General features: G+C 41.2%; 20 protein-coding genes and 1 tRNA gene. 15 read left to right on the top strand and 6 right to left on the bottom strand.

Annotated features, from left to right (window positions below; genetic code table 11):
- The 5 genes from gldG (at position 1) to RI557_RS07560 (ending at position 5,053) form a co-directional block, all read left to right on the top strand.
- Positions 1-1,713, top strand: a complete 1,713-nt coding sequence (gldG, locus tag RI557_RS07580; RefSeq protein WP_310683063.1) for a gliding motility-associated ABC transporter substrate-binding protein GldG — start codon at positions 1-3, stop codon at positions 1,711-1,713.
- A gap of 3 nt (positions 1,714-1,716) precedes the next feature.
- Entirely contained in the window at positions 1,717-2,724 is a 1,008-nt protein-coding gene (locus RI557_RS07575) for a DUF4340 domain-containing protein (protein WP_310683061.1), read from the top strand.
- Positions 2,725-2,842: 118 nt separating this feature from the next.
- Positions 2,843-3,964: a DNA polymerase III subunit beta gene (gene dnaN / locus RI557_RS07570; protein WP_310668026.1), complete on the top strand. Its 1,122-nt coding sequence runs from the start codon at positions 2,843-2,845 to the stop codon at positions 3,962-3,964.
- Positions 3,965-4,109: 145 nt separating this feature from the next.
- A tRNA-Arg gene (locus RI557_RS07565) sits at positions 4,110-4,183 on the top strand.
- 315 nt (positions 4,184-4,498) lie between these two features.
- A complete protein-coding gene (locus RI557_RS07560) occupies positions 4,499-5,053 on the top strand; it encodes a hypothetical protein (protein WP_310668025.1) in 555 nt (184 codons plus the stop codon).
- A 7-nt stretch (positions 5,054-5,060) separates the two neighbouring features.
- On the opposite strand, the gene RI557_RS07555 is transcribed toward RI557_RS07560, so the two are convergent.
- Complete coding sequence (locus RI557_RS07555; protein ID WP_310683058.1) at positions 5,061-7,883, bottom strand: PAS domain-containing protein; 2,823 nt, start codon at positions 7,881-7,883, stop codon at positions 5,061-5,063.
- A gap of 182 nt (positions 7,884-8,065) precedes the next feature.
- On the opposite strand from RI557_RS07555, the gene ffh reads away from it, so the two are divergent.
- A complete protein-coding gene (ffh, locus tag RI557_RS07550) occupies positions 8,066-9,409 on the top strand; it encodes a signal recognition particle protein (protein WP_310668023.1) in 1,344 nt (447 codons plus the stop codon).
- Between the two features lies 1 nt (position 9,410).
- The gene (folD, locus tag RI557_RS07545) at positions 9,411-10,286 is read left to right on the top strand and encodes a bifunctional methylenetetrahydrofolate dehydrogenase/methenyltetrahydrofolate cyclohydrolase FolD (RefSeq protein ID WP_310668022.1); all 876 of its coding nucleotides are present in this window, start codon (positions 9,411-9,413) and stop codon (positions 10,284-10,286) included.
- Here folD and RI557_RS07540 read toward each other — a convergent pair whose 3' ends face one another.
- Together RI557_RS07540 and truA are read right to left on the bottom strand one after the other, a co-directional pair.
- Positions 10,287-12,050, bottom strand: coding sequence for an ABC transporter ATP-binding protein (locus RI557_RS07540; protein ID WP_310668021.1), 1,764 nt, complete (start codon positions 12,048-12,050; stop codon positions 10,287-10,289). It lies immediately after the preceding gene.
- Entirely contained in the window at positions 12,040-12,831 is a 792-nt protein-coding gene (gene truA, locus RI557_RS07535; RefSeq protein WP_310668020.1) for a tRNA pseudouridine(38-40) synthase TruA, read from the bottom strand. The genes RI557_RS07540 and truA overlap by 11 nt, the downstream gene beginning before the upstream one ends.
- A 61-nt stretch (positions 12,832-12,892) precedes the next feature.
- Between truA and RI557_RS07530 the strand changes: the two genes are divergently transcribed.
- Positions 12,893-13,390 (top strand): metallophosphoesterase family protein, encoded by a 498-nt coding sequence (locus RI557_RS07530; protein WP_310668019.1) that lies wholly within the window; start codon positions 12,893-12,895, stop codon positions 13,388-13,390.
- Here RI557_RS07530 and RI557_RS07525 read toward each other — a convergent pair whose 3' ends face one another.
- Entirely contained in the window at positions 13,391-13,840 is a 450-nt protein-coding gene (locus RI557_RS07525; protein WP_310668018.1) for a DUF4293 domain-containing protein, read from the bottom strand. It abuts the gene before it with no gap.
- A gap of 196 nt (positions 13,841-14,036) precedes the next feature.
- On the opposite strand from RI557_RS07525, the gene rho reads away from it, so the two are divergent.
- Both rho and RI557_RS07515 read left to right on the top strand, forming a co-directional pair.
- Positions 14,037-15,782, top strand: a complete 1,746-nt coding sequence (gene rho, locus RI557_RS07520) for a transcription termination factor Rho (RefSeq protein WP_310668017.1) — start codon at positions 14,037-14,039, stop codon at positions 15,780-15,782.
- The gene (locus RI557_RS07515) at positions 15,775-16,323 is read left to right on the top strand and encodes a DUF4199 domain-containing protein (RefSeq protein WP_310668016.1); all 549 of its coding nucleotides are present in this window, start codon (positions 15,775-15,777) and stop codon (positions 16,321-16,323) included. Before rho ends, RI557_RS07515 begins: the two co-directional genes overlap by 8 nt.
- On the opposite strand, the gene RI557_RS07510 is transcribed toward RI557_RS07515, so the two are convergent.
- Together RI557_RS07510 and fabG are read right to left on the bottom strand one after the other, a co-directional pair.
- Entirely contained in the window at positions 16,317-18,404 is a 2,088-nt protein-coding gene (locus RI557_RS07510; RefSeq protein ID WP_310683056.1) for a hypothetical protein, read from the bottom strand. The two genes, RI557_RS07515 and RI557_RS07510, sit on opposite strands and share 7 nt — an antisense overlap.
- Before the next feature lies 1 nt (position 18,405).
- Positions 18,406-19,152, bottom strand: coding sequence for a 3-oxoacyl-[acyl-carrier-protein] reductase (fabG, locus tag RI557_RS07505; protein ID WP_310683053.1), 747 nt, complete (start codon positions 19,150-19,152; stop codon positions 18,406-18,408).
- A gap of 299 nt (positions 19,153-19,451) precedes the next feature.
- On the opposite strand from fabG, the gene RI557_RS07500 reads away from it, so the two are divergent.
- The 5 genes from RI557_RS07500 (at position 19,452) to RI557_RS07480 (ending at position 23,945) form a co-directional block, all read left to right on the top strand.
- Entirely contained in the window at positions 19,452-20,057 is a 606-nt protein-coding gene (locus RI557_RS07500; RefSeq protein WP_310668013.1) for a hypothetical protein, read from the top strand.
- Complete coding sequence (locus RI557_RS07495) at positions 20,054-20,818, top strand: hypothetical protein (RefSeq protein ID WP_310683051.1); 765 nt, start codon at positions 20,054-20,056, stop codon at positions 20,816-20,818. Before RI557_RS07500 ends, RI557_RS07495 begins: the two co-directional genes overlap by 4 nt.
- 48 nt (positions 20,819-20,866) lie before the next feature.
- The gene (locus RI557_RS07490; RefSeq protein WP_310683049.1) at positions 20,867-21,709 is read left to right on the top strand and encodes a mechanosensitive ion channel domain-containing protein; all 843 of its coding nucleotides are present in this window, start codon (positions 20,867-20,869) and stop codon (positions 21,707-21,709) included.
- 252 nt (positions 21,710-21,961) lie between these two features.
- Positions 21,962-22,741 carry an enoyl-CoA hydratase-related protein gene (locus RI557_RS07485; RefSeq protein ID WP_310683047.1) on the top strand — a complete coding sequence of 260 codons (780 nt, stop codon included), beginning with the start codon at positions 21,962-21,964 and terminating at the stop codon, positions 22,739-22,741.
- Complete coding sequence (locus RI557_RS07480; RefSeq protein WP_310683077.1) at positions 22,725-23,945, top strand: 3-hydroxyacyl-CoA dehydrogenase NAD-binding domain-containing protein; 1,221 nt, start codon at positions 22,725-22,727, stop codon at positions 23,943-23,945. The genes RI557_RS07485 and RI557_RS07480 overlap by 17 nt, the downstream gene beginning before the upstream one ends.
- Positions 23,946-24,263 lie beyond the last annotated feature (318 nt).

Raw genomic sequence — 24,263 nt, 5'->3', positions numbered from 1 at the left:
ATGGCGAAGGATAAGAGCAAACAAAATAAATCGAACCAGCGCAAACGCAATGATATCATTCAGTTTGTGTCGATTGTAGCGGCTATTGTGCTGTTGAATTACCTCGCCACAATGACGTTCACAAGGCTGGATCTGACCGAAGATAAACGCTACTCACTCACAGAGGCCACAACAGAAAAGCTCCAGGAACTGGAAGACATCGTTTTTATCAAAGTGTATCTGGAAGGTGATCTACCGGCCGGCTACGAACGATTGCGCGATGCCACACAGGAAATGCTCGATGAATTCAGAGCCTACGCGGGTGACAACATTCAATACGAGTTCATCGATCCGTCAGCTAACCCTGATAAGGAGAAGCGGAATCAGTTTTTCCAAAAGCTTTCTGATAAAGGTTTAGAATACACAAACGTTCGTGTCAATGAAGGAGATAAACGTAGCGAACAAATTATTTTCCCGGGTGCAATCGTCACTTACCGAGATCAGGAAGAAGCCGTTCAATTGCTTCAGAGCCAAATGCAGACCAAGCCTGAAGTGATGCTCAACAACTCGATTCAACAGCTTGAATACGAGTTGATGAGTAAGGTGAAGGTGATGACGCAATACGCCAAAAAGCGTGTTGGGTTTGTCCGCGGACACGGAGAGTTGGATGACCTCGAAACAGCTGATATTCAAAAATCACTGAGTGACTTCTACATTGTAGATTCGGTTAGGATTAATGGCCAGCTCGATGCACTTCAACTCCACGATGCTATTATCATTGCCGGTCCTGAAGAAAAAATCAGCGAGAAAGACAAATACGTGATCGACCAGTTCATCATGAAAGGCGGAAAGGTCATGTGGTTTGTAGAGCCGGTTACGGCCAGCATGGATAGCATCAGGGAAAAAGGCATTACACTTGGCGTTCCGCAAGATGTTAATTTGAGTGATCAGCTTTTCAAATATGGAGCTCGCATCAATTCAGACTTCCTCCTCGACTTGCAGGCAGTTCCCATTCCGGTTGTTACAGGAATGGTAGGAAATCAGCCCAAGCAGGAATTTTTCCCGTGGTATTACTATCCGCTACTCTTCCCACAATCGCAACATCCTATCGTTCACAACCTGGATGCAATCAAAACACAGTTTGCGAGTAGTATCGACCTCGTTGGTGACACGGCTATTAAAAAAACACCGCTGCTCAGAACCTCAAAATACACGAAAGTTGCCAGTGCTCCGCACCGTGTGGCTCTGAATATCTTGCGTCACGAACCCGATCAAAGACAGTACAGCAACTCTCACCAAATTGTGGCAGCGTTGCTGGAAGGTGAATTTGAGAGTGTTTTCAAAAACAGACTCACACGAAAAATTACAGAGAATCCGGAATTCCGATTCAAGGAAAAAAGCTTGCCCACGAAGATGCTCGTTGTCTCTGACGCTGATATCATCAAAAATAATGTAAACCGCAGCGAAGAAAAATTCTTCACATTAGGTTATGACAAATACACACGTAAAATTTACGGGAACAAAGAGTTTGTCCTCAATGCCATGAATTACCTACTTGAAGATGACAACCTGATTACCGCCCGATCAAAAGACTTCAAGATGCGATTGCTCGACAAGCCACGAGTAGAAAGAGAAAGACGCTTTTGGCAAATTCTCAATACTGCTACACCGGTAATATTAATCTTGATTTTTGGAGTCATTCAGTTTTACATTCGCAAAAAACTATACACGTAAAGGATGAGAAGAAGAAACACCATCATATCAATTTTAGTACTGGCTGTAATTGCCGGAGTTGCCATCTATTTTTCTCAAAAGAATACCAGTTCAACGATCGTCAGCGACCAAACAGCTTTTGCTGTTGAGGATACCGGTAACATAACCAGGTTATTTTTAGCCGATAAAAATGGCAACGATGTAACGCTCGAGAGAAAAGGAAACGACTGGATTGTTGACGGAGAATTTGAAGCGCGACAATCGGGCGTGAATGTGTTGTTGAGCACGATCAACCAGTTAGCTGTTCAGGCACCTGTTTCCAAAAACAAGTACGAAACGGTTCTGAAAAAAATTGCCAGTGATGGAATCAAGGTTGAAATTTACAAGAACAACAAACACGACAAGCCTTTTAAAACCTTTTACCTGGGCTCTAATAATCTCGATCACACCGGAAACTTTATGCTCCTTGAAGGTGCTACTCGCCCCTACCTCATGCACGTTGAAGGATTTTACGGCTACCTGACCCCGCGATTCATCGTGCGCTCAAACGACTGGCGCAAAAAACACATTTTCAAATATGCTTTTGGTGAAATCGCTGAAATCAGCACAAAATACCCGGGCGAACCGCAAAAAGACTTTACCATAAAAAGCCTCGGCAACAATAATTTTGAGTTGTATAACGGTCAGAGCCAAAAGATCGAGAACTTCGACAAACCGAAGCTCCTGAGCTTCGTGAGCATGTTCAAGGAACGCAATTTCGAGAGTTTTGAGGAAATAGAAGCACAGAGTTTCCAGGACAGCGTAGCTGCTCAAACTCCAGAAATGATCGTATCAGTTACCGATACAGCCGGAGAAAAAACGACAGTCAAAACATTCAAAAAACGGATTGAAGACGGTGAAGACCTCGATGGAAACGAAATCGAATATGACCTTGACCGCTTTTACGCGACACTGAACGACTCTAACTTTATTGTTGTTCAGTACTTTGTATTTGATCCGGTAACTGCCGAGTTGGATTATTTCAAGAAATAACAGCCGGTTTACAGGTTGTTAATAAAATGTTCAATTCTTATTGATATAAAAGTCAGTTAAACTGACACCTTACTATAAATTTGCTATTCTCTAAAAGAAACACAACAAAAACAGCTACATGAAATTCATCGTTTCAAGCAGTGCGTTGCTCAAACAATTGCAAACAATATCAGGAGTGCTGAATAGCAGCAATACACTCCCTATTCTCGATAATTTTTTATTTGAAATCAAAGATCAGGATCTCACGATTTCAGCAAGTGATCTGGAAACAACTTTAACAACCACTATTCAGCTCGAAAAAGCTGAAAAAGATGGTTTGATCGCTATTCCGGCCAAGTTGCTTCTCGACACTTTAAAAACATTCCCTGACCAACCGCTCACCTTCACGATTGAAGAAGAGAGTTTCGGTATCGAAATATCTTCAGACAATGGTAAATACAAACTGAGTGGCCAGGACGGTGAAGAGTTTCCAAAAGTTCCGGAAATCGAAGGAGCTAATAAATTGGAACTCGAATCGGGTACGCTTTTCAATGCAATCGATAAAACGATTTTCGCGACAGGTAATGACGACTTGCGCCCAGTGATGAGCGGAGTTCTTTTCGAGTTGGGCAAAGAGAGTGCAACTTTCGTGGCAACTGACGCTCACAAGCTCGTTCGCTACCGCAGAAAAGACGTACAGAGCAGCAAGGAGGCATCTTTCATTATGCCTAAAAAACCGCTCAACTTACTCAAAAATATCACTTCCGGAATCGACAGCAACGTAGAGGTTCAGTACAACGAGACAAATGCTCACTTCAAAGTTGAGCACATTCAGCTTGTTTGTCGCCTCATTGATGGTAAATACCCTAATTACGATGCTGTAATCCCAAAAGAGAATCCGAATAAACTCACTATTGCTCGCCAGGAGCTTCTCAACTCAGTGAAACGTGTGAGTATCTTCTCCAACAAAACCACTCACCAGGTGCGCTTGAAAATGACGGGAAGTGAACTGAATATTTCTGCTGAGGATTTGGATTACTCTAACGAAGCAGTTGAACGACTAACTTGCAATTATGCAGGTGACGATATGCAAATCGGATTCAACTCGCGTTTCCTCCTCGAAATGCTTAACAATATTGAAACAGACCAGGTTAACATCGAGATGAGTGCACCGAACAGAGCTGGTATTCTACTACCCGATAACTCAGACGATAACGAAGAAATTTTAATGCTTGTAATGCCGGTAATGCTAAATAATTAGTATATTTGACGTACACTTTTTTGGTGTGTTGTAGGAGAGTTAATTTTGTCTTTTGGTCGAGACAAAATTACTAAGGTAAGGAAGCCGCTCAATCGAGCGGTTTTCTTTTTTCTAAAAAATATATTTTTGTCAAAGTCCATGAAACGGCCCTATAGCTCAACTGGATAGAGCGTCAGATTCCGGTTCTGAAGGTTGCAGGTTCGACTCCTGCTAGGGTCACTATTCAAACATTTAACCTAATAAACCTGTAATCCTCAAATTATTTATTGATCAAAAAGCTGACATCAGGTTTAACTTTTGGGAATAAATAACGTTTTATATATTTGATACTCATTTGCATATTGCTTAATAACAGAATTTCATTGTAAATTTAACTTTTGAAATGTCTAATCATAAATATAAAGGTGATAGGTTAAATTGGACTCCACTTGAGAAAGTAAAACCTGTAAGACTCAACAGCACACTTACAAAGGGTAAAAAAGTTCAATTTAACAAGAACCAAAATAAAACTGATAATAAACCACTACTAGTGCCTTGATCATTAACTCTAAAGGTTACGATCTAAGTTTCATCCAAAAAGAACCATCTTTTGATGAAAGTGATCATCTATACACTTTTGTTTTCAAGTTTAAGTCCTCTGTAAATAGCTGGAAATATATTGTTAGGGCTGAATATCACACTGGAGATATATTTGCAGTTAAGTTCTATGCACAACAGCAGAGAAAAAGCGACTTTAAATACTCTTTAATAACAAACAAAGATGATGTTATCAATATTTTGGTAACTACGGCTAAGGTAGTGCCTGAACTTTTAAAAGATTACCCTTCTGCGTCTTTTGGCTTTACTGGCGCCAGAACATATGACTACAGATCAAATAAAGTTGAGGACTACCGTAAAAATCAAAGATTTAGGGTATATAAAAACATTGTTCCAAAATTAATTGGTACTAAGACATTTACACATTACGAGTACGAAAAAATCAGTGGGTATTTACTCATAAACAATAACTCTCCTGATGTTTATAAAAAGGAAAGGGAGTTGGTCAAAATGTTTAGAACAAACTATATAGACCTTCCTGACATCGGTTAATAATCAACTAATTAGCCGGCAACTGCACGATAAACTTCGTTCCCTCGCCTTTTTTAGATTCGGCTTTGATGGTTCCGCCCAATAGCTCAGTGTATTTCTTACAGATGGCGAGTCCCAATCCGCTTCCCTGGAATTTGCGGGCATAGCCTGAGCTCTCCTGCTCAAACTCGTTGAAAATACGCGGTAAAAACTCTTCTGATACGCCAATTCCTGTATCACTCACAACAATTTGATAGAATGGCTTTTTTCTTCTCGTTTTTTCAGAAATCGAAACTTTCACTTCACCTTCATCAGTAAATTTAATGGCATTACCAATGAGGTTATTCAGGATCTGATCGATCATTGATTCATCACCTAAAACAGTAGCGTCTTTATGGTGTGGCTCAAGTGTGAGTTTGATACTCTTTTTCTGAGCCTGCATGAGGAACAGGTTCACATTGCTTTTCACAAAATCGTTTAACTCTATCTCATTCAGGTTGAAATTACCTGATGAAGCCTCCATTTGAGAAAGATGTAAAATACTGTTGATCGTGTTGAGTAAGCGCGTTCCGCTCTCTCTTATCATTTCAGAATACTCTTTGAGTTGACTGAGATCATCTGTTTCTTCGATGATTTCGGTCAGACCCAAAATGCCATTGATAGGAGTGCGCACCTCATGGCTCATATTTGCCAAAAAGCTCGACTTGAGTTTGTTCATTTCCTCGGCACGGTCTCTAGCCTCAATAAGCTCCTGCCTGATATTCTTCATCTCAGAAATATCACGAATAGCTCCGTTATACACCATATTTCCCTGCTCATCGGTTCCGACCGAACAATTTAAAAGTGCCCAAAAAGTTGAGCCGTCTCTTCTCTTGTATTTTATTTCACAATTGTTGAGGTATCCTTTTTCTTCGAGTTCCTTACGAAGGGTCTCACGATCATTGCCGTCAGCGTAAAACACGATTTTGCTAAATTCCTTCTTTTCAACTTCAGATAGATTTTCAACACCAAAAAGTCTCAAAAAAGCGTCATTGCAGTAGAGCAGTTTTTGATCAGGTGTACTGCGGTAAATGCCTTCGTTGATATTTTGATTGATACCATTGAGGAGCTTTTGTCTTCTTAACAACTCAATTTGAGCGATTTTTCCATCGTGAATATTTTCGAGCGAGCCAACCATTCTCTCAGGTTCGCCTTTATTGTCAAATACAGCTTGACCATTGCTCCTCACCCAAATATATTCGCCATTATTGTGTTTAACCCTGTACTCAACAATAAATTTATCTTGCTGCCTTTTAAAGTATTTAGCAAGCGTTGCGAGAACTTTGGGTTTGTCATCAGGGTGCATAAACCCTTCTATTCCTTCAAAACCGACCTGTAACTCAAACGGCTCGTAACCGAGAATCTCAAAAAGTTGAGGCGACCAGTAATAGCGATGTGTTTTGATGTTCCAGTCCCAAATTCCAACACCCATTCCTTTTGCAGCGAGCTGAAAACGCTCTTCACTTTGTTGGAGTCTTTGTTCTTGCTCAATCCTTTCAGTGATATCGGTAAATGTCCCGATGATTCTTACCGGTCTTGAATTGCGGTGTTCCACAACCTGACCTCTATCCAGTATCCAGCGATGTTGACCATCTTCTCCTTTAAGTCTGTACTCGTGAGAGTAACGTTCTTGTTGCCCTTTAAGTAATTTTTCAAACTCCTGGAATACTCTTTTTTTGTCTTCCCTGTGAACATGATTCAGCCAGTCTTTTCTGTTAAATGGTTCTGACCGTTTATTATATCCTAAAATATCCACTAAAAATCCTGTGTAATAAACCTCGTTATTATCGAGATTCCACTCCCAAACAGCATCGCGAGAACTTTCAAGTGCAAACTCCAGCCTTTCCTGGCTCCGTTTTAATCGTTCCCGGTAATGAACCTCGTTTGTCATTTCAGTGAGTTCAACCGTAACTGCTCTCACCTTTCCTTTATCATCCAGAGCAGGATTCAGGGAAATGCGGTAGTACTTTCGTTCATCGGGGCCATAATCCAGAAAGTCTTCGTAAACAGTGAGCTCGCTGGCCAAAGCACGTTGGAAATGTTTCCAAAAATTTTCACTTTGTAAATCAGGCAAAAAATCACCCAGCTTTTTACCAATTGGTTCTACTTTATTTGCAGCAGTAAATTCTTTGCGCGATTTTTCATTTAAAGTAAGAATAACTCCCTTCCTGTTCAGGTAAAAGAACTTTTGACTGGTATTATTCAACAAGTCATTCTGCAAGATTTCACTCTCTTTCAAGCGGTAGTTTTTACTCACCTGATCTGTTACATCCTGTGCTATTCCTATTGTTTTAGTGGGCAAACCATTCTCATCTCTACTGTAAACCAGTTCCCTAACAGATAACCAAACATAATTACCGTTAGCATGCCTCAAACGATACGAGTACTCCAGGTCTTCATCTGAATTAAGACTCAGTAATCGAGGGAAAAAACGAGTAAACACTTCAGCATCCTCAGGATGTATTAATTCATTAAAGCGTTCATCAATATTGAGTTCAGAATCTGAATAGCCTAGAATATTGTTGATTTGGTTATTGATGTAAATGCTCTTTTCCTTCTTCAAATCGTAAATGAAAACGATCCCTGGTATTGTTTGGAGGATACTGAAAGCAATTTTTGGATTGAGCAAAGACATTTCTTCCTCATCAAAATCAGATAATTCTTCGATGAGTTTACCGAGCAATTCACGCTGGTCCACTTTACCGTCATAATCTTTCTCGAGCCTTTCATGCAAGTCATGAATAAGCTCTGTATGACTCGTGATAAAAGCCAAAAGATTATCAACCAAATTTGTCCTTAAGGGATTAGACATTTGTTTTCAGTGAGGTTTAAGTTTCCTACAAATGTAAAAATCAATTCCTTATATGCTATGTCTTGTATAAAAAAGACACGCTCCATTTTTTTCACAGTATCATTGAGCCTTACACTAAAAAGCATTGGTGGATTAATGCTGTCATTTTTATACCTTTGTAGCCCTCAAAAACAGCAGACTCCATGTTTGAAAATTTACAGGATAAATTAGAGCGTTCGTTTAAAGTTTTAAAAGGTCACGGTCAGATCACAGAAGTGAACGTAGCCGAAACCATGAAGGAAGTCCGCAGGTCGTTACTCGATGCTGATGTCAACTTCAAGATTGCCAAAGACTTTACGAATACAGTAAAAGAAAAAGCACTGGGCCGCGATGTTCTCAACACCGTATCTCCCGGTCAGCTACTTGTAAAAATCACACACGAGGAGCTCACTCAGCTAATGGGTTCTGAACATGAAGAACTCGACCTGAGCGGTGATCCTGCTGTAATATTGATGGCCGGTTTACAGGGTTCCGGTAAAACAACGCATTCAGGTAAACTCGCTCATTTCCTCAAAAACAAAAAAGGGAAAAAACCATTGCTTGTAGCCTGTGACGTTTACCGTCCGGCTGCGATCGACCAGTTACACGTTGTAGGTGAACAGGTTGGAACAGAAGTTTACTCGAATAAAGAAGAAAAAGATCCGGTAAAAATCGCAAAAGATGCGATCGAATACGCCAGGCAAAACGGCTTTAACGCTGTCATTGTCGATACTGCCGGTCGACTCGCCATTGACGAGGACATGATGAATGAGATTTCATCTCTCAAAGATGCGCTCAATCCAAACGAAACGCTCTTCGTGGTTGATGCTATGACGGGGCAGGATGCTGTGAACACAGCCAAAGAATTCAACCAACGACTCGATTACGAAGGTGTTATTCTCACAAAATTAGACGGTGATACTCGCGGTGGTGCTGCGCTCTCGATCAGAGCCGTAGTTGAAAAGCCGATCAAATTCATCGGTACAGGTGAGAAAATGGATGCGCTCACGCCTTTCCATCCATCGAGGATGTCTGACAGAATCCTGGGAATGGGTGATGTTGTATCACTTGTTGAACGCGCTCAGGAACAATTCGATGCTGAACAGGCTAGAAAACTGAACAAGAAAATAGCGAAGGATCAATTCGATTTTAACGATTTCCTTCAGCAACTTCAGCAGATCAAAAAAATGGGTAACGTCAAAGATCTTGTGGGCATGATACCTGGAATGGGTAAGGCTCTGAAAGATGTTGACGTTGACGATGATGCTTTCTCAGGAATTGAAGCGATCATCCATTCCATGACGCCTGAAGAAAGAGAAAAACCACAAATTATCAATGGTAGCCGAAGAAATAGAATTGCGCAAGGATCGGGAACTTCAGTACAGGAAGTAAACAGATTACTCAAGCAGTTTGGCGAAACACGTAAAATGATGAAAATGATGGGGAACAAGCAGCAAATGGCCGGCTTGATGAATAAAATGAAGAATATCCCCGGAATGAAAATGTAACATGACAATACTTGACGGTAAGGGCACGGCTCAGGAAATTCGGAAAGAACTAAAAGGAAAAGTCGAATCGTTAAAAGGTAACGGTGAGCGACCGCCCCACCTTGCGGCTGTGTTAGTTGGAGATGATGGTCCCAGCCACACCTATGTCAACGCCAAAGTCAAAGATTGTCGCCAAATTGGTTACGAAAGTACACTTGTCGATCTGCCGGCAACCATTTCAGAAAAAGAACTTCTTGATAAAGTCGATAACCTCAACAATGATGACAACATTGACGGCTTTATCGTTCAACTCCCACTACCCGATCACATTGATGAAAACAAGATCATTGCAGCCATAAACCCCAACAAAGATGTTGATGGATTCCATCCTGAAAACTTTGGGAGAATGGCACTCAACCTGCCTTCATTCGTTTCAGCAACACCGAGAGGAATTGTAGAACTTCTCCACCGCTACGAAATTGAAACGGAAGGTAAAAACTGTGTTGTTATTGGAAGAAGTAATATCGTAGGAACACCCATCAGCATTTTGATGTCTCGCAACAACAAGGTGGGAAATGCAACTGTAACGGTTACTCACTCGCGTACGAAAAACCTCAAAGAACTCACTCGACAGGCCGATATCGTAATTGCAGCTATTGGTAATCCGTATTTCCTCAAAGCCGACATGGTAAAAGACGGTGCGGTTATTATTGACGTGGGAATGTCTCGCGTTGAAGACGCTTCAAAGAAAAGAGGTTACCGACTTGCCGGTGATGTCGATTTTGAAAAGGTGAAAGAAAAAGCATCGCACATTACTCCTGTTCCGGGAGGTGTTGGCCCCATGACTCGAGCAGCCCTGTTACTCAACACGTATCGCGCGTATTCAATTAAAAAGTAATTACTCCTGTTCTGATTCTGAAAACTGGAGTTCGTACAACGTTTTGTAATGCCCGTCTTTCTTCAGCAACTCCTGGTGATTGCCGATTTCCATCACGCGTCCTTTATCGAGCACGATAATCTTATCAGCGTTCTGAATAGTTGCTAAACGGTGAGCAATGACAATACTCGTTCGGCCTTTGGTCAGAACCTCAATCGCCCGCTGGATCATCATTTCTGATTCCGTATCAACCGATGAAGTCGCCTCATCCAATACCAAAATACTGGGATCGTAAACATAAGCTCGAATAAAGGCGATTAGCTGTCTCTGACCAACAGAAAGCATTCCACCACGTTCACGTACATTAAAGTCATAATTGCCCGGTAATTTCATGATAAATTCATGAGCCCCAACCAGCTTAGAAGCTTCAATAACTTTGTTCTTAGAGATATTTTCGTTGTAGAGCGTGATGTTGTTGTAAATGGAATCACTAAAGAGAAAGACATCCTGCAAAACAACACCAACGCGTTCTCTCAATTTGGCGAGATCATAGGTTCTAATGTCTTCTTTGTCAATCGTGATTGATCCTTTTTGGAACTCGTAAAAACGCGATAACAGATTGATTACACTCGTTTTTCCTGCTCCGGTTTCTCCCACAAAAGCGGCTGTTTCACCTTTGTTGACATCGAATGTAAGATCTTTCAGAATCCAATCTTCACCTTCATAAGCAAACCAAACGTGATCGAATTCGATTTTTCCATTTAGATAAGATGGTATTTTATCACCTGAATCTTCAATTGTAGCATCGGTATCCAGAACCTTGAAAACACGTTCAGAAGCTACCATTCCCATTTGCAATACGTTGAAACGATCGGCCAGTTGACGAATGGGTCTGAACAACATATAAATGTAAAGAATGAAAGCAACGAGGTTACCGAGCGAAGCTTCTCCCTGTATCACACTTTTTGATCCCCACCAAACGAGCAACGCTATAGAAGTGGCACTCAAAACCTCCACTATAGGGAAGAAAATCGAGTTGGCCCAAACCGTGCGGATGTGGGCTTTCATGTGTTCTTTATTGATGTCAGAAAAACGTTTGTGTTCGCGCTTTTCCTGATTAAAAATCTGCACAATATTCATTCCCGTGATGTGCTCCTGAACAAAAGAGTTGAGATTAGAAACCGCATTTCTCACATCCTGAAAAGCTGCTTTGATGTAATTCTTGAAAATATTTGTTGCAATGATGAGCACCGGAATAGGGACAAGGCTAAAGAGCGTCAATCGCCAGTCGATGTAAAACATAAAACCGATCACAACAACCAATTTGAGAATATCACCCACAATGATGAGAATTCCCTGTGAAAAGATCTCACTAATGGTTTCAATATCACTCACAGCTCTTGTAACCAGCCTCCCGATTGGAGTTCGATCGAAGTATTTGAGCTTGAAATTGACAATTTTATCATACGTTTCGTTGCGCAAATCCTTGATTACAGACTGCCCCACTTTATTGGCCATGTAAGTTTGAATGAACTGCACACCGCCCTCAACAATCAGGATGCTTACCATCACAATTGTAAGCGTGATCAAAAGTTGGCCGTTCGGTTTTACGATGGCATTATCAACCGTATATTGGATTAAATAAGGTCTGAGAGGAGTTAGAATAGCGAGCAAAATTGTAAGTGCTCCGGTCAGGTAAAACAATTTATTGTACGGCCTAACGTACCGCATTACCCGCTTGAACAAACTCACATCAAAAGCTCTTCCCGATACACTATTTGCCATTTAAACCTAACTTCACTCGTTTGTAATTTGTTGTATCCAATTGGTCAGATCCGTACTTAACATCGGTTAAAAAAAGTCCGTTGGCCGGAGCCGAAAAACCCGCTTTTGTACGATCCTGCGAATCTATGATTTCTCCGAAATTCGTCACAGTCAATTTTCCTCTTCCTACTTCTATCAATGTCCCCACGATGGCTCTGACCATATTGCGCAAAAAACGATTTGCACTTATCGTAAACGTAAGTTGCGACTCGTTCTCTATCCATTCTGCTACCCGAACATCACAAATGTTCGTTTGGTTCTGACTACCCGCTTTACAAAAAGCACCAAACTCCTCAGCATGAAGCAATTTTTTTGCTGCTTCATTCATTTTCACAACTTCCAATTTCTGATGACTGAACGCAGCATAACAATGCATAAACGGATTCTTTTCCAATTGAATGACATATTGATACTCGCGCTCCACAGCATTGAACCTGGCGTGAAAATCGCTGCTCACTTCCTGAACGTCAATTAGCGCAATATCAGCAGGCAAAAAGTTATTCAAATGATAACGCAAATCAGTAATGGAGCGATTCAACTCTGCCTCAATGTGCGCCACGTAATACGAAGCGTGAACACCTGTATCAGTACGCCCACAACCTGTTACAGCAACTTCTTGCCTCAGAATTGTAGAGAGCGCATTTTCTAGCGTTCCCTGCACCGTTTCAACTCCGGGCTGAACCTGCCAACCACAATAATTAGCACCATCGTAAGCAAGTATGAGCGCGTATCGCTTTTTCATTCCGCGCAAAAGTAGCGAATAACGTTTGTAGAGACATACAACTGTGTTATGTTTGATGCCAATGAAGCGAATTGGTTTGTTATCAGATACGCACTCCTTCCTCGATAAGCGTGTGTTTGAGCACTTTAAGGACGTGGATGAAATTTGGCATGCAGGTGACATCGGCAGGCTCTCCCTCACTGATGAACTGGAAGCATTTAAGCCACTCAGAGCCGTTTACGGCAACATTGACGGACAGGAAATTCGTGCTGCTCACCCACTCGATCAGCGCTTTACAGTAGAAGAAGTGAAAGTCTTTATGACGCACATAGGCGGTTACCCGGGCAGGTACAACCGCAGAATCTACGAAGAACTGACAACCAATACGCCCGATTTATTCATCTCAGGCCATTCACACATCCTCAAAGTCATGAATGACAAAAACCTCGGGTTACTCCACATGAACCCAGGAGCATGCGGAAAAGTAGGGTTTCACAAAGTGCGCACGCTACTTCGCTTTACCATTGACGGAAAGCGGATTAAAGATTTGGATGTGATTGAACTGGAAACGCGAAAATAACTAGCGCAGTCTGTCGACAGACTTCACAAGATCATCATCTTTCTTGATCGATCTATAAGCGAGAACATTGAAGACAAAGGCCATAGCCGGAATAATGAAACTCCACCCCGGAATAACATCTAATTGAGGATCATTTTTCCAAAAATACCACAGAACTCCCTGCGCCACAATAGTCAGAGCCAAAACCAAATAGCTGGCTTTGATGCGCATCATTTGTGATGTGCGATTCTTAAACTGAAAGATCGTAGTGCCATTCATCACAATAAACAGGATGAAAAGGATTAGAACCGGCCATCCACCAATATGAGAAATTGATTCGTATGAAAAATCCCAGGCGGTAACACCGTAAACTTTGTCAGGTGTAGTAGCATAAAAAATGGGCAAAAACGTACCTACAATTGCTACGATAATACTGATGAACAAAAAAACTGTTTGAATGCGTTGCAACATGGTTCTTTAAATTTTCGCCAAAAGTATGCGAAAAATAATCTCCCCCAATTGTCAATCCCCAAGATTATTGTATAATTGCAGTATTCGAGGGAATTTCAACTATCCCCTCAATCCATTTCATACAAATCAAGATTTTAAGATTCTTCATAACTAGTGATTGAATTCTATCTAAATTGACTATTCTAACAAGACTTTCATGTACGACATTATTGAGTTGAACAACAAAAAGGTTGAGGAGTTAAAGCAAATCGCTAAAGAACTCGATGTACCTAAGATCAACCGCTTGAAAAAACAAGATCTCATCTATCAAATTCTCGATTACCAGGCGGTAAAACCTCTCACAAAACAGGACAACGCTCCTAAAAAAGATTTATCTGACAGCAGAAAATCTAACGAGAATAAAGAGGAAAAAAGACCGCGTACTCGCTCATCTCACCCTTCAAATAAACCGTCAGATTATCCTAAGAATCAAGATGATAACAAAACTCCTGAAAAGAGACAGCCTAAACAGGATTTGAACAAGGATCAAAAACCGGGTAGCCCGTCTAATCAGGGATCTGACCGAAAAAGAAACAATCATCCATCAAATAACAAGGATGATAAAGGCGGTCGCGATAACCAAAACAAGGATCGCCAAAGCAATCACAAGAAAGATTTCAAAGGTCCTAACAAAGACAAGAAACAGGACAACAACAATACTAACAACGATCATCACCAGCGCAGAAACAACGACCGCAATGATAATCGCCACAACAATGATAAAGGCGGTAGAAATAACGGTAAAGGAAACGACAGGCGCAGAAAAGACGGACTCGATTACGATTTTGAAAATATCGTGACGAGTGAAGGTGTTTTAGAAACAATGAGTGATGGATATGGATTCTTACGCTCTTCAGATTACAATTACCTGCCTTCTCCTGATGATATTTATGTAAGCCAGTCGCAAATCAAGTTGTTTGGGTTGAAGACCGGTGACAATGTAGAAGGTGGTATTCGCCCTCCTAAAGAAGGTGAAAAATACTTCCCGCTTATCAAGGTTGAAAAGATCAATGGTCGCACTCCTGTTCAGGTTCGTGATCGTGAGCCTTTCAACTACCTCACTCCTCTTTTCCCACAGGAAAAATTCAATCTTACAGGTCACAAAAAGAGCAGCGTTTCCACGCGTATCATGGATATGTTCACACCAATTGGTAAAGGACAACGTGGATTGATCGTGGCACAACCTAAAACAGGTAAAACGCAATTGCTCAAAGAAGTGGCAAATGCTATTGCTGACAACCATCCTGAGTGCTATTTGATGATCTTACTCATCGATGAGCGACCTGAGGAAGTTACTGATATGGCGCGCAGTGTTGATGCTGAAGTTATCGCTTCTACATTTGACGAGCCGGCAGATAGACACGTAAAAATTGCGGGTATCGTGCTCGAAAAAGCGAAGAGAATGGTTGAATCAGGTCACGATGTTGTGATTCTGCTCGATTCTATAACACGCCTTGCTCGTGCTTACAACACCGTTTCACCTGCATCAGGTAAAGTATTGAGTGGTGGTGTTGATGCGAATGCACTTCACAAACCAAAAGGTTTCTTTGGTGCAGCTCGAAACATCGAAGGTGGCGGTTCGCTAACAATTCTAGCTACGGCTCTGATCGATACCGGCTCCAAAATGGATGAAGTAATTTTTGAAGAGTTTAAAGGTACCGGTAACATGGAACTACAGCTCGATCGCAAAATTGCGAACAGACGTATATTCCCTGCTATCGACCTCGTTTCGTCTTCTACGAGACGTGATGAACTATTACTCGACAAAGAAGTTTCACAGCGAATGCATATTCTCCGCAGGCATATCAGTGATATGACTGCTGTTGAAGCGATGGAGTTCTTGAGAAGTAAAATTGTGTCAACGCGCAATAACGAGGAATTCCTCATCTCGATGAATGGCTAAAGAAAAGCAACTCAACAGTCCTAAGAATATAAAAAGTACCACCGTAGCCCTGATTTTATTCGGGTTATTGGTGGTATTTCGTTTATTGATCGAAACCTTAAACTGGGATTGGTCACTTCGCGTTTATCCCATTTTATTGTTTATTCTCGTTGCCTGTTATATGGGAATCAGAGAACAACGCATCAAAGCAGCCGAATACCTAACGTACATCATGGAGCTCAAAGCAGCTCTAAGACCATCAGCTATACTGGCTTTTTTGTACTCTGCTTTTTCTTATATTTTTTACCGTTTTGTCTCTCCTGATTTCTTCAATAAAATGATCATGGAAAGACGTGCCGAGTTTGAAAAATCAATCAGTGAAAATAATGTTGGAGCCGAAGAGGCAGACAAGGTTCTCCAAAACTTTGAACAGGTGACCGAGTACATTTTTTCACCACTGAACTGGGCTACTTTTACGCTCCTCGGACTCATCATGCTCTCATTTATTTACGGAGCATTGCTGGTGTTATTCGCCAGGAAGTTTCCTAAGATGATTCAATAACCGCCCTGGTATTTTCTCGTTGCCCATTCAGCAGTGAGTAAGAGCAATATCACGAAGAACAACCATTCCAGCTCAATAACATCAGCATATTCATCATGTTTGTGAGCTACTGTTGGAAAATCTTTTGCGAGTAATTCATCAGCTAATCGATCCAACTGGCGAGCGCTGTGAAAATCCCCATTATTGCGATCAGCCAGAGCCATAAGCAGGCCAAAATCGGCTCGTGTCTTTTGTGACTCCACACTTATGCTTTTCACCGTGAATTTTCCACTTCTCGAAAATTGATCTCCCGCCAATGCAGTTGCTGCAGTAAAACTGTATTCACCCGGCTCCATAAAACCGAGATCGAGCACATAGCGATCTCCTCTCCTACTCATTTTATACGGAACCTCTTCCCCATTTCGGTTGATCGTTAGCTCAACATCGGGCTCGTTCGTCAACTCGTAACTTGGATCGTAGAGTGAAGCACCTATTTCTACCCGCTGCGCAATCGAAAACTGGTTTTCATACGACAAGCGAAAACGCGACTTATCCTCTTTAGTCAATAGAAACTGAACTGATTTTCTAATGAGTTCATCAAAAGCGGCTGCATCACCATTTTGAGCGTAATCAAATAATCGCCATCTGTAAAGTCCGTCACCCAAAAGGATTCCCTGTTTACGGTCAGAGCCGGACCGAAAAGCAACAAGCGGCTGATCGGTTACCACATTGCCAACTTGTTGATAGTAAAGCGTTGATAATCCACTTGAGCTATTGTAATTTCCGAAAGTCATTTTCAGTGGAGGAAAACTTTCAATTCGCTCGTTGAATTTTTCAGAGATTTCGAATAAATCAAACTGATTACCGGGAGATGCTGTTACGTCACTCAACTGGTTGCTGACTCTAGAGAGTTCCATTCCCATCCCGATGTCAAACATATTTCCTGCAGATAAATTGAGTCCGCCATGCCACAACACAGGAAGCTCGCTCTCAATAATCTCACGTCTTAAATCGTTGTGCTCTTTACTAAAAATATTGGAAGCAATTACCAATTGAAATTGTTCCAGGTTGGGCAATTCCTCGTCACTAATTGCCAAATGCGTTTGGAGCTCATAATTTTCGAGCGGTTTTAGTGATCTCACCATAGCGCCAATATCAGGATGTGGAGCATTGCTCACAAATAGGATTTTGCTGCGATTGTCGATCACCTCAATGTAAAACTCACGTGTATTGTTGACATAGGTCAACTCGCCATCGAGTTGAGATAAAGAAACCGTATATTTTTGAACACCGGGCTCCTTCGCCTCTAGTTGAAATTCAAAGCTTTTAAAATCGTTTGGTTTCGATACTGAAAAGGTCTTTGATTTGAGAACATTCCCATTCTGCGTGACCTCAACCTTCACATCATTTCCCTCAAAATCATTGGCTGCGGCCATCACCTCAACAGGAAATGTATTGCCCAAAAAAGCGAGCTCGTTGTGGCGCACTTTTCTGATCAGTACATCGCGTTGCCGGGATGAATCGCCCAGTCCAACCGTGTAGATTGGGAAGTTATTGGTTTTCTGGTAGTAGAGCGGATTTCGCCCTTTGTTTGTTAGTCCGTCTGTTGCTACGATCAGAGCCCCGAGATTGGAATAGCCGTGTGTTTCATCCACATTTTCGATAACAGATTGATGATTGGTATACGGCTCTGAATAGTTGAGCGAATCAGCTGATTGTAATTCAGAGACTTCACCTCCAAAAGCGAGTTTCTCTACCTGGTAACGATCCTGAAGTTTGGTAATAAAATTATCGAGATCTGACCGAAACTGATTTTTAAAAAAGTTGCTGTCTTTGTTGAGGACAATGCTTTGTGAATTATCTACAGCAACTACTACACGGGCTTTTTCGCTTTCACTCACAGTTGTTTTGAGCAAAGGATTTAGCAACAAAAAGCTCAGCACAAAAACAGAGATAAAACGAAAAGCAGAAAGTGCCCAAATGGCGGTTTTGGAAAATGGTTTTGTACTCTTGTTAGGAGAATACAAAAGATAGGTGTACAACGCTGCAAGCGCTATACACCCTATGATTAACCAAAGAGAATACTCTGTGGTGATACTCATATTACGTTAACATTCCTCCGTCAACATTGATTGTTTGCCCGGTAATGTATGCAGATTGATCACCTACCAGGAACAACACGAGATCAGCGACATCTTCAGGTTTTCCGCCACGCTTGAGCGGAATAGCATCGCGCCATTCCTGAACGGTTTTTTCATCGAGTTTCTCAGTCATTTCAGTTTCGATAAAACCGGGTGCAATGGCGTTACAACGGATATTACGCGATCCAAGCTCGAGTGCTACAGACTTTGTAAACCCTATCATTCCGGCTTTTGAAGCTGCGTAATTTGCCTGTCCGGCATTTCCTTTCACACCAACCACTGAACTGATGTTGACAATAGAGCCCTTGCGATTCTTGAGCATTGTACGCTGAACAGCTTTTGTCATGTTGAACACTGATTTGAGGTTCGTTTCCAATACCTCATCCCAGTGATCTTCACTCATTCTCATGAGGAGATTGTCACGCGTGATTCCTGCATTATTCACCAGTGCGTCAATATTTCCAAAATCTGTCAGAACCTGATCTACCAGTTCCTGAGCCGCTGTGAAACTAGCAGCGTTAGATTTATAAGCTTTTGCCTGTACCCCTTTATTGGTAAGTTCTTTTTCAATGGCTTTGGCTTTCTCTTCAGAAGAAGCGAATGTAAAAGCCACAGCTGCGCCATTATCAGCCAATGTGTGGGCAATTGATTTTCCAATTCCGCGAGTGGCTCCGGTTACGAGAACAACTTTTCCATCGAGTGATTTCATCTTGTAAATAATTTTTCAACGGTCTAATGAAACGCTCGCGATCTTAATTTGATTAAAAAATCACGATCATTTCACCTTAATTATTTTTGGTTGTAAGTAGCTGCCGAAAATAGCGAATAATTGAGAAAGGACAGTAGATTGAGCTGTAGTATTCGTTTTTTTACCAAAAACTCAAGTTCACTTGTTCAATGTGATTTATCATTACCCGCAATCCTGCTCGAATCAACAATATTTATTTATTTTGATGTTTGAAATTCCCCCAATCTTATTAAACGTAATTATTGAATCGGTTTTTCACAATGAGGAATTCTGTACTTGTGTTAATAGCTCTTTTTTACAGTGTCTATGCCTTCTCAGGTAATAAATTATACGACATTGAAAAAAAGCGAATTGGACTCGCTTTTGAAATCACAAAGTTTCCACATTCTTTTGGGTATGGAGGAAAGTTAAACGCTCCGTTTTTCGATGTTGAAAGAATGAGAACAACTTTCAAAGTCCATCACCTTCAATATAAAAACAGTCAGTATTCGAGTAAGTCAAATTCATTCCAATCGGCTGAAGTTGGAACTGTTGGAATTGTTTCACAACTCGACTCCCCTTTTCGATTTTACGGTGAAGGCGGACTCTCATTTTTGATCGCCCCCGATTTAACAGCCAATCCGTTTAATGTTGGCGGTTACGGATTGTTTGGATGTGAGGTAATCACTTCATCAAACGAAAAAGAGTTCCCACCTATTACGTACTTCATCGAAATGGGTGCGCACGGCAATACAGGAAAAATTGAAAAGAAGTTGCCAACACAGGAAAGGCAATTCCAAATAGCATCGGGATTGAGCATAAAATTAGGTCTCAACTTCAATTTTTCATGGGATAAAATCACACAACAAAAGTCACCCAATTCATGATGCGTGACTTGCTCCTCTCCATCACCGCCTGTATTCTGGCACTTTTTGCAAATGCACAATACGCTCCTGATTATCAATACGGCAATGAATACCAACCAAAACCTTCAAAACCTGATTGGATTTTCTCGGTAGCCGGTGGAATATCTCAACCACTTGCTATGTATGCTAAAACAGAAAATTTTTCAAACAGTGAAAGCGGTTTCGCTCAAACAGGCTTTTCAGTATCAGCCCATGCTGATCGTTTTTTGAAGAACATTATTTTTATCTCTGCCAGTTACCGTTACAGTCAGAACCAAATGGATAGCAAATCGATTGCCAGTGAGCTCACGCGTGAAAGAGCTGGCGATTATCAAGCTAATGCTGATAAGTGGAAAATTCACGGCTTGTGGATCGGACCAAAATTTGCGATCACGAATGGAGCGTCCTCCTTTAATTTAGCATTTAAACCAGGTGTGGCTTACGGTGAACTCCCAAGAGTTGAACTCCTGGCAAAATCTAACCAAAACAACGATCAAATCCGCTCAATATACTTCTCTGAAAAAGCAGTTTCGTTCAGCTACTTACTCTCAGGAGAGTTCCGTTATAACTTCAACTCATCATGGGGATTAGCGTTCAATGTCGCTTATCAGTCTGCTCGATTTAACTTTAACGAGGCAGATTACACGATAAACAGCAACAGCGGCAATTACAAAATTGAGTCGCCTTACACTGTTGTAACCGCAGAGATCGGTGTTTTTTACTCACTCGATTTAGATCAATAATCCACTTAAATTTTAATTAGTTTTATAGCAAATTTTAAATCAAACAGAATGGAAGAAGAACTGACAAACTCGGCAGATAAGGTAAATGAATACTCGAAAATCGCTTTTGATTATCTAATTGAATACGGTCCAAAAGTCATTATGGCTGTTATAGCACTGATTATTGGATTTTGGCTGGCAGGTAAAGTCAAAAGAGGCTTTATCAAAGCACTTGACAAGCGCGATTTTGATCCAACTTTAAAGCCGTTTATTGGAAATATTGTCGGTTGGTTATTCAAGATCTTAGTAGTGATATCAGTAGCCAGTATGGTGGGCATTGAAACAACCAGTTTCATTGCTGTATTAGGTGCTGCTGGATTGGCCGTTGGTTTAGCTCTCCAGGGAACACTTGCCAATTTTGCCGGTGGTGTCCTTCTTTTAATCTTAAAACCATTTAAAGTAGATGATGTAATAGATGGCGCTGGCTATATGGGTGTTGTAGAAGAAATAACGCTGTTTTACACCAAAATGAGAAATTTTCAGAACCGTGAAATTGTTATCCCAAATGCAAGGTTATCCAATGACAGCATCGTGAATTACTCGGCAAAAGAAATAGCTCGTGTGGATATGGTATTCGGAATCGGTTATGGATCTGACCTCAAACGCGCTAAAGAAATTCTCACCGAAATGGTTGAAAAAGATGAGCGTTGCCTGGATGATCCGGCTCCAACGATTGTGATTGGAGAATTGGCAGATAGCTCAGTTAATATACTTTGCCGCCCATGGACAAAAGTTTCAGATTACTGGCCTACATATTGGGACTTCATGGAGCAAGTCAAGTTACGCTTTGATGCTGAGGGAATCGAAATTCCATTTCCGCAGCGCGATGTTCACATGATAAAAGAAGATTAAAAATTATTCATACAGTTTATCAGAGGGTGTATCAAAAGGCGTTTTTTAGATTAAAAGTCAGGTGGTCATAAGATTTTAGTCCAAAGAATAAGTTATTTAACTTTTAACTAAATGCCTTTTAATACCGAAAAATCCATCATTTTTCGGTATTGATACACTCTCTTTTATTTTCACTCACTTCTGCTTACTTTCCACGAGATATTACAGCTATAAAAAGCCAAAACCTTAATTTCGCTGCAAATAAAATTGATTATGTCTGAACTAATCCAAACACGTCATGAAAGTGGCGTTGCATACATCACGTTTAATAGAGCCGATAAATTCAATTCGTTCGTCCGCGAAATGGCTCTGGAATTGCAAAATCAATTGAAAAAAGCTGATAAGGACGACTCGGTCAGAGCCATCGTGCTAACCGGAGATGGTAAAGCTTTTTGTGCCGGTCAGGATCTCAAAGAAGCAGCTGATGACAATGGTATCGAGCTTCAAAAAATCGTATCGGAACACTACAACCCGGTCATAAAATTGATCAGAGCCATCGAAAAACCAGTCATTGCTGCCGTCAATGGCGTAGCAGCCGGGGCTGGAGCCAATATTGCTTTATCTTGTGACATTGTTATTGCGACTGAATCGGCAAGTTTTATTCAGGCATTTAGCAAAATCGGTTTGATCCCCGATAGTGGCGGAACATTCTTCCTTCCACGCTTAGTGGGCATGCAAAAAGCTACGGCACTAATGATGCTGGGAGACAAAGTTTCAGCTAAGGAAGCTGAGGATCTGAATATGATCTACAAAGCTGTTCCTGATGCAGACTTCAACTCAGAAATTGAGAAGACAGCTACGAAACTGGCCAAAATGCCAACGAAAGGGCTGGGTCTGACCAAAAAACTGCTCAACGAATCCTGGGCGAATGACCTCAGCCAGCAATTGCAACGCGAAGATGATATCCAAACAGAGGCCGGTCAAACTCACGACTACAACGAAGGAGTTCAGGCGTTTTTAGAAAAAAGAAAACCTAATTTCACAGGAAAGTAAATCGAAAAGTCACTATAAATCTGAGAATATGAAATTGACAAAACATACAACTATTGGCGTAATAGGAACCGGAACAATGGGAACCGGAATTGCGCAGGTAGCAGCTACAGCAGGCCACAAAGTATTGATGTACGACAAAAAGGAGGAAGCGCTGCTCAAGGCTCGTCATTCGCTCGTGAAGATTATGAACCGACTTGTAGAAAAAGGCAAGTACTCACAGGGCGAAGCGGATACTATTTTGAGCCGGATTGAATACGTTGACGGACTCAGCCGTTTTGAAGGTTGCGGAATGGTGATTGAAGCGGTGATCGAAAATATTGATGTTAAAACGCAAATCTTCCATCAACTGGAATCGGTTACAAATAACGACTGCATTTTAGCGACAAACACTTCATCTCTGTCAATTGCTTCAATCGCGGCAGCAGTTAAAAACAAGCAAAATGTGATTGGCGTGCATTTCTTCAACCCTGCTCCGCTCATGAAACTGGTTGAGATTATTCCTTCTATGGCCACTGACTCTAAGGTGACGAATGCAACCCGCGACCTCATCAAAGACTGGGGAAAAGTAACGGTTATTGCGAAAGACACTCCCGGCTTTATCGTGAATCGCGTTGCCAGACCATTTTACGGTGAGTCGCTCAAAATGCTCGAAGAAGGTGTTGCCGATGTCGCTACAATCGACTGGGCACTCAAAGATCTTGGCGGATTTAAAATGGGGCCGTTCGAGCTCACTGATCTCATCGGTCATGATGTGAATTACACGGTAACAGAAACAGTGTGGACACAGATGTATTACGATCCGCGTTACAAACCTTCCATTACTCAAAAAAGATTGAAAGAACTCGGTCATTACGGAAGAAAAACCGGACAGGGCTTTTACAATCACGAAGATAATGGTCAGAACCCTGCACCAGAAAAGGATGAGGCTCTTGGAAAATATATTTTGAACCGCGTTGTGGTTATGCTCATCAATGAAGCTGTTGATGCAGTATTCCTCAACATCGCAACTCAGGAGGATATCGACCTGGCGATGACCAAAGGTGTCAACTATCCAAAAGGATTATTGAAATGGGCAAATGAACTGGGACTTGAATGGGTACAGGAACAACTCGAAGATCTTCACGATCACTTAGGTGATGATCGCTACCGCCCCAGTCCACTACTCAAGAAAATGGTGAAAGAACAACGTCTTTTCCATTACTGAGAAGAAAGAACCTTTTAGAAGGATTTCAAATATCATTAACTGAAAAAAACCTTTTCCAAAGTTTTGAACTTTGGAAAAGGTGTAACCAAAAGGGGGTGTATCAAAAGGCGTTTTAAATTTTGAAATTCATTATGGAGTAAAATGAAAATACTCCTAAATCAGGTTTTTAAATTTTAAAGAATTGCCTTTTAATACCGAAAAATGATAGATTTTTCGGTATTGATACACCCCCTCCAAAAACTCTCAAAGAATTTTTTCACTTACTGAATGAAAACTTCCTTGTAAGTAATACTCTCATTTGTGGTTTTACCTTTTGCT

The organism is Salibacter sp. (assembly GCF_031581065.1).
In the GTDB taxonomy this organism is placed as follows: Bacteria; Bacteroidota; Bacteroidia; order Flavobacteriales_G; family Salibacteraceae; genus Salibacter.
Note: the sequence above shows the minus strand (reverse complement) of the source record. Positions and strands in the feature narration are given on the sequence as shown.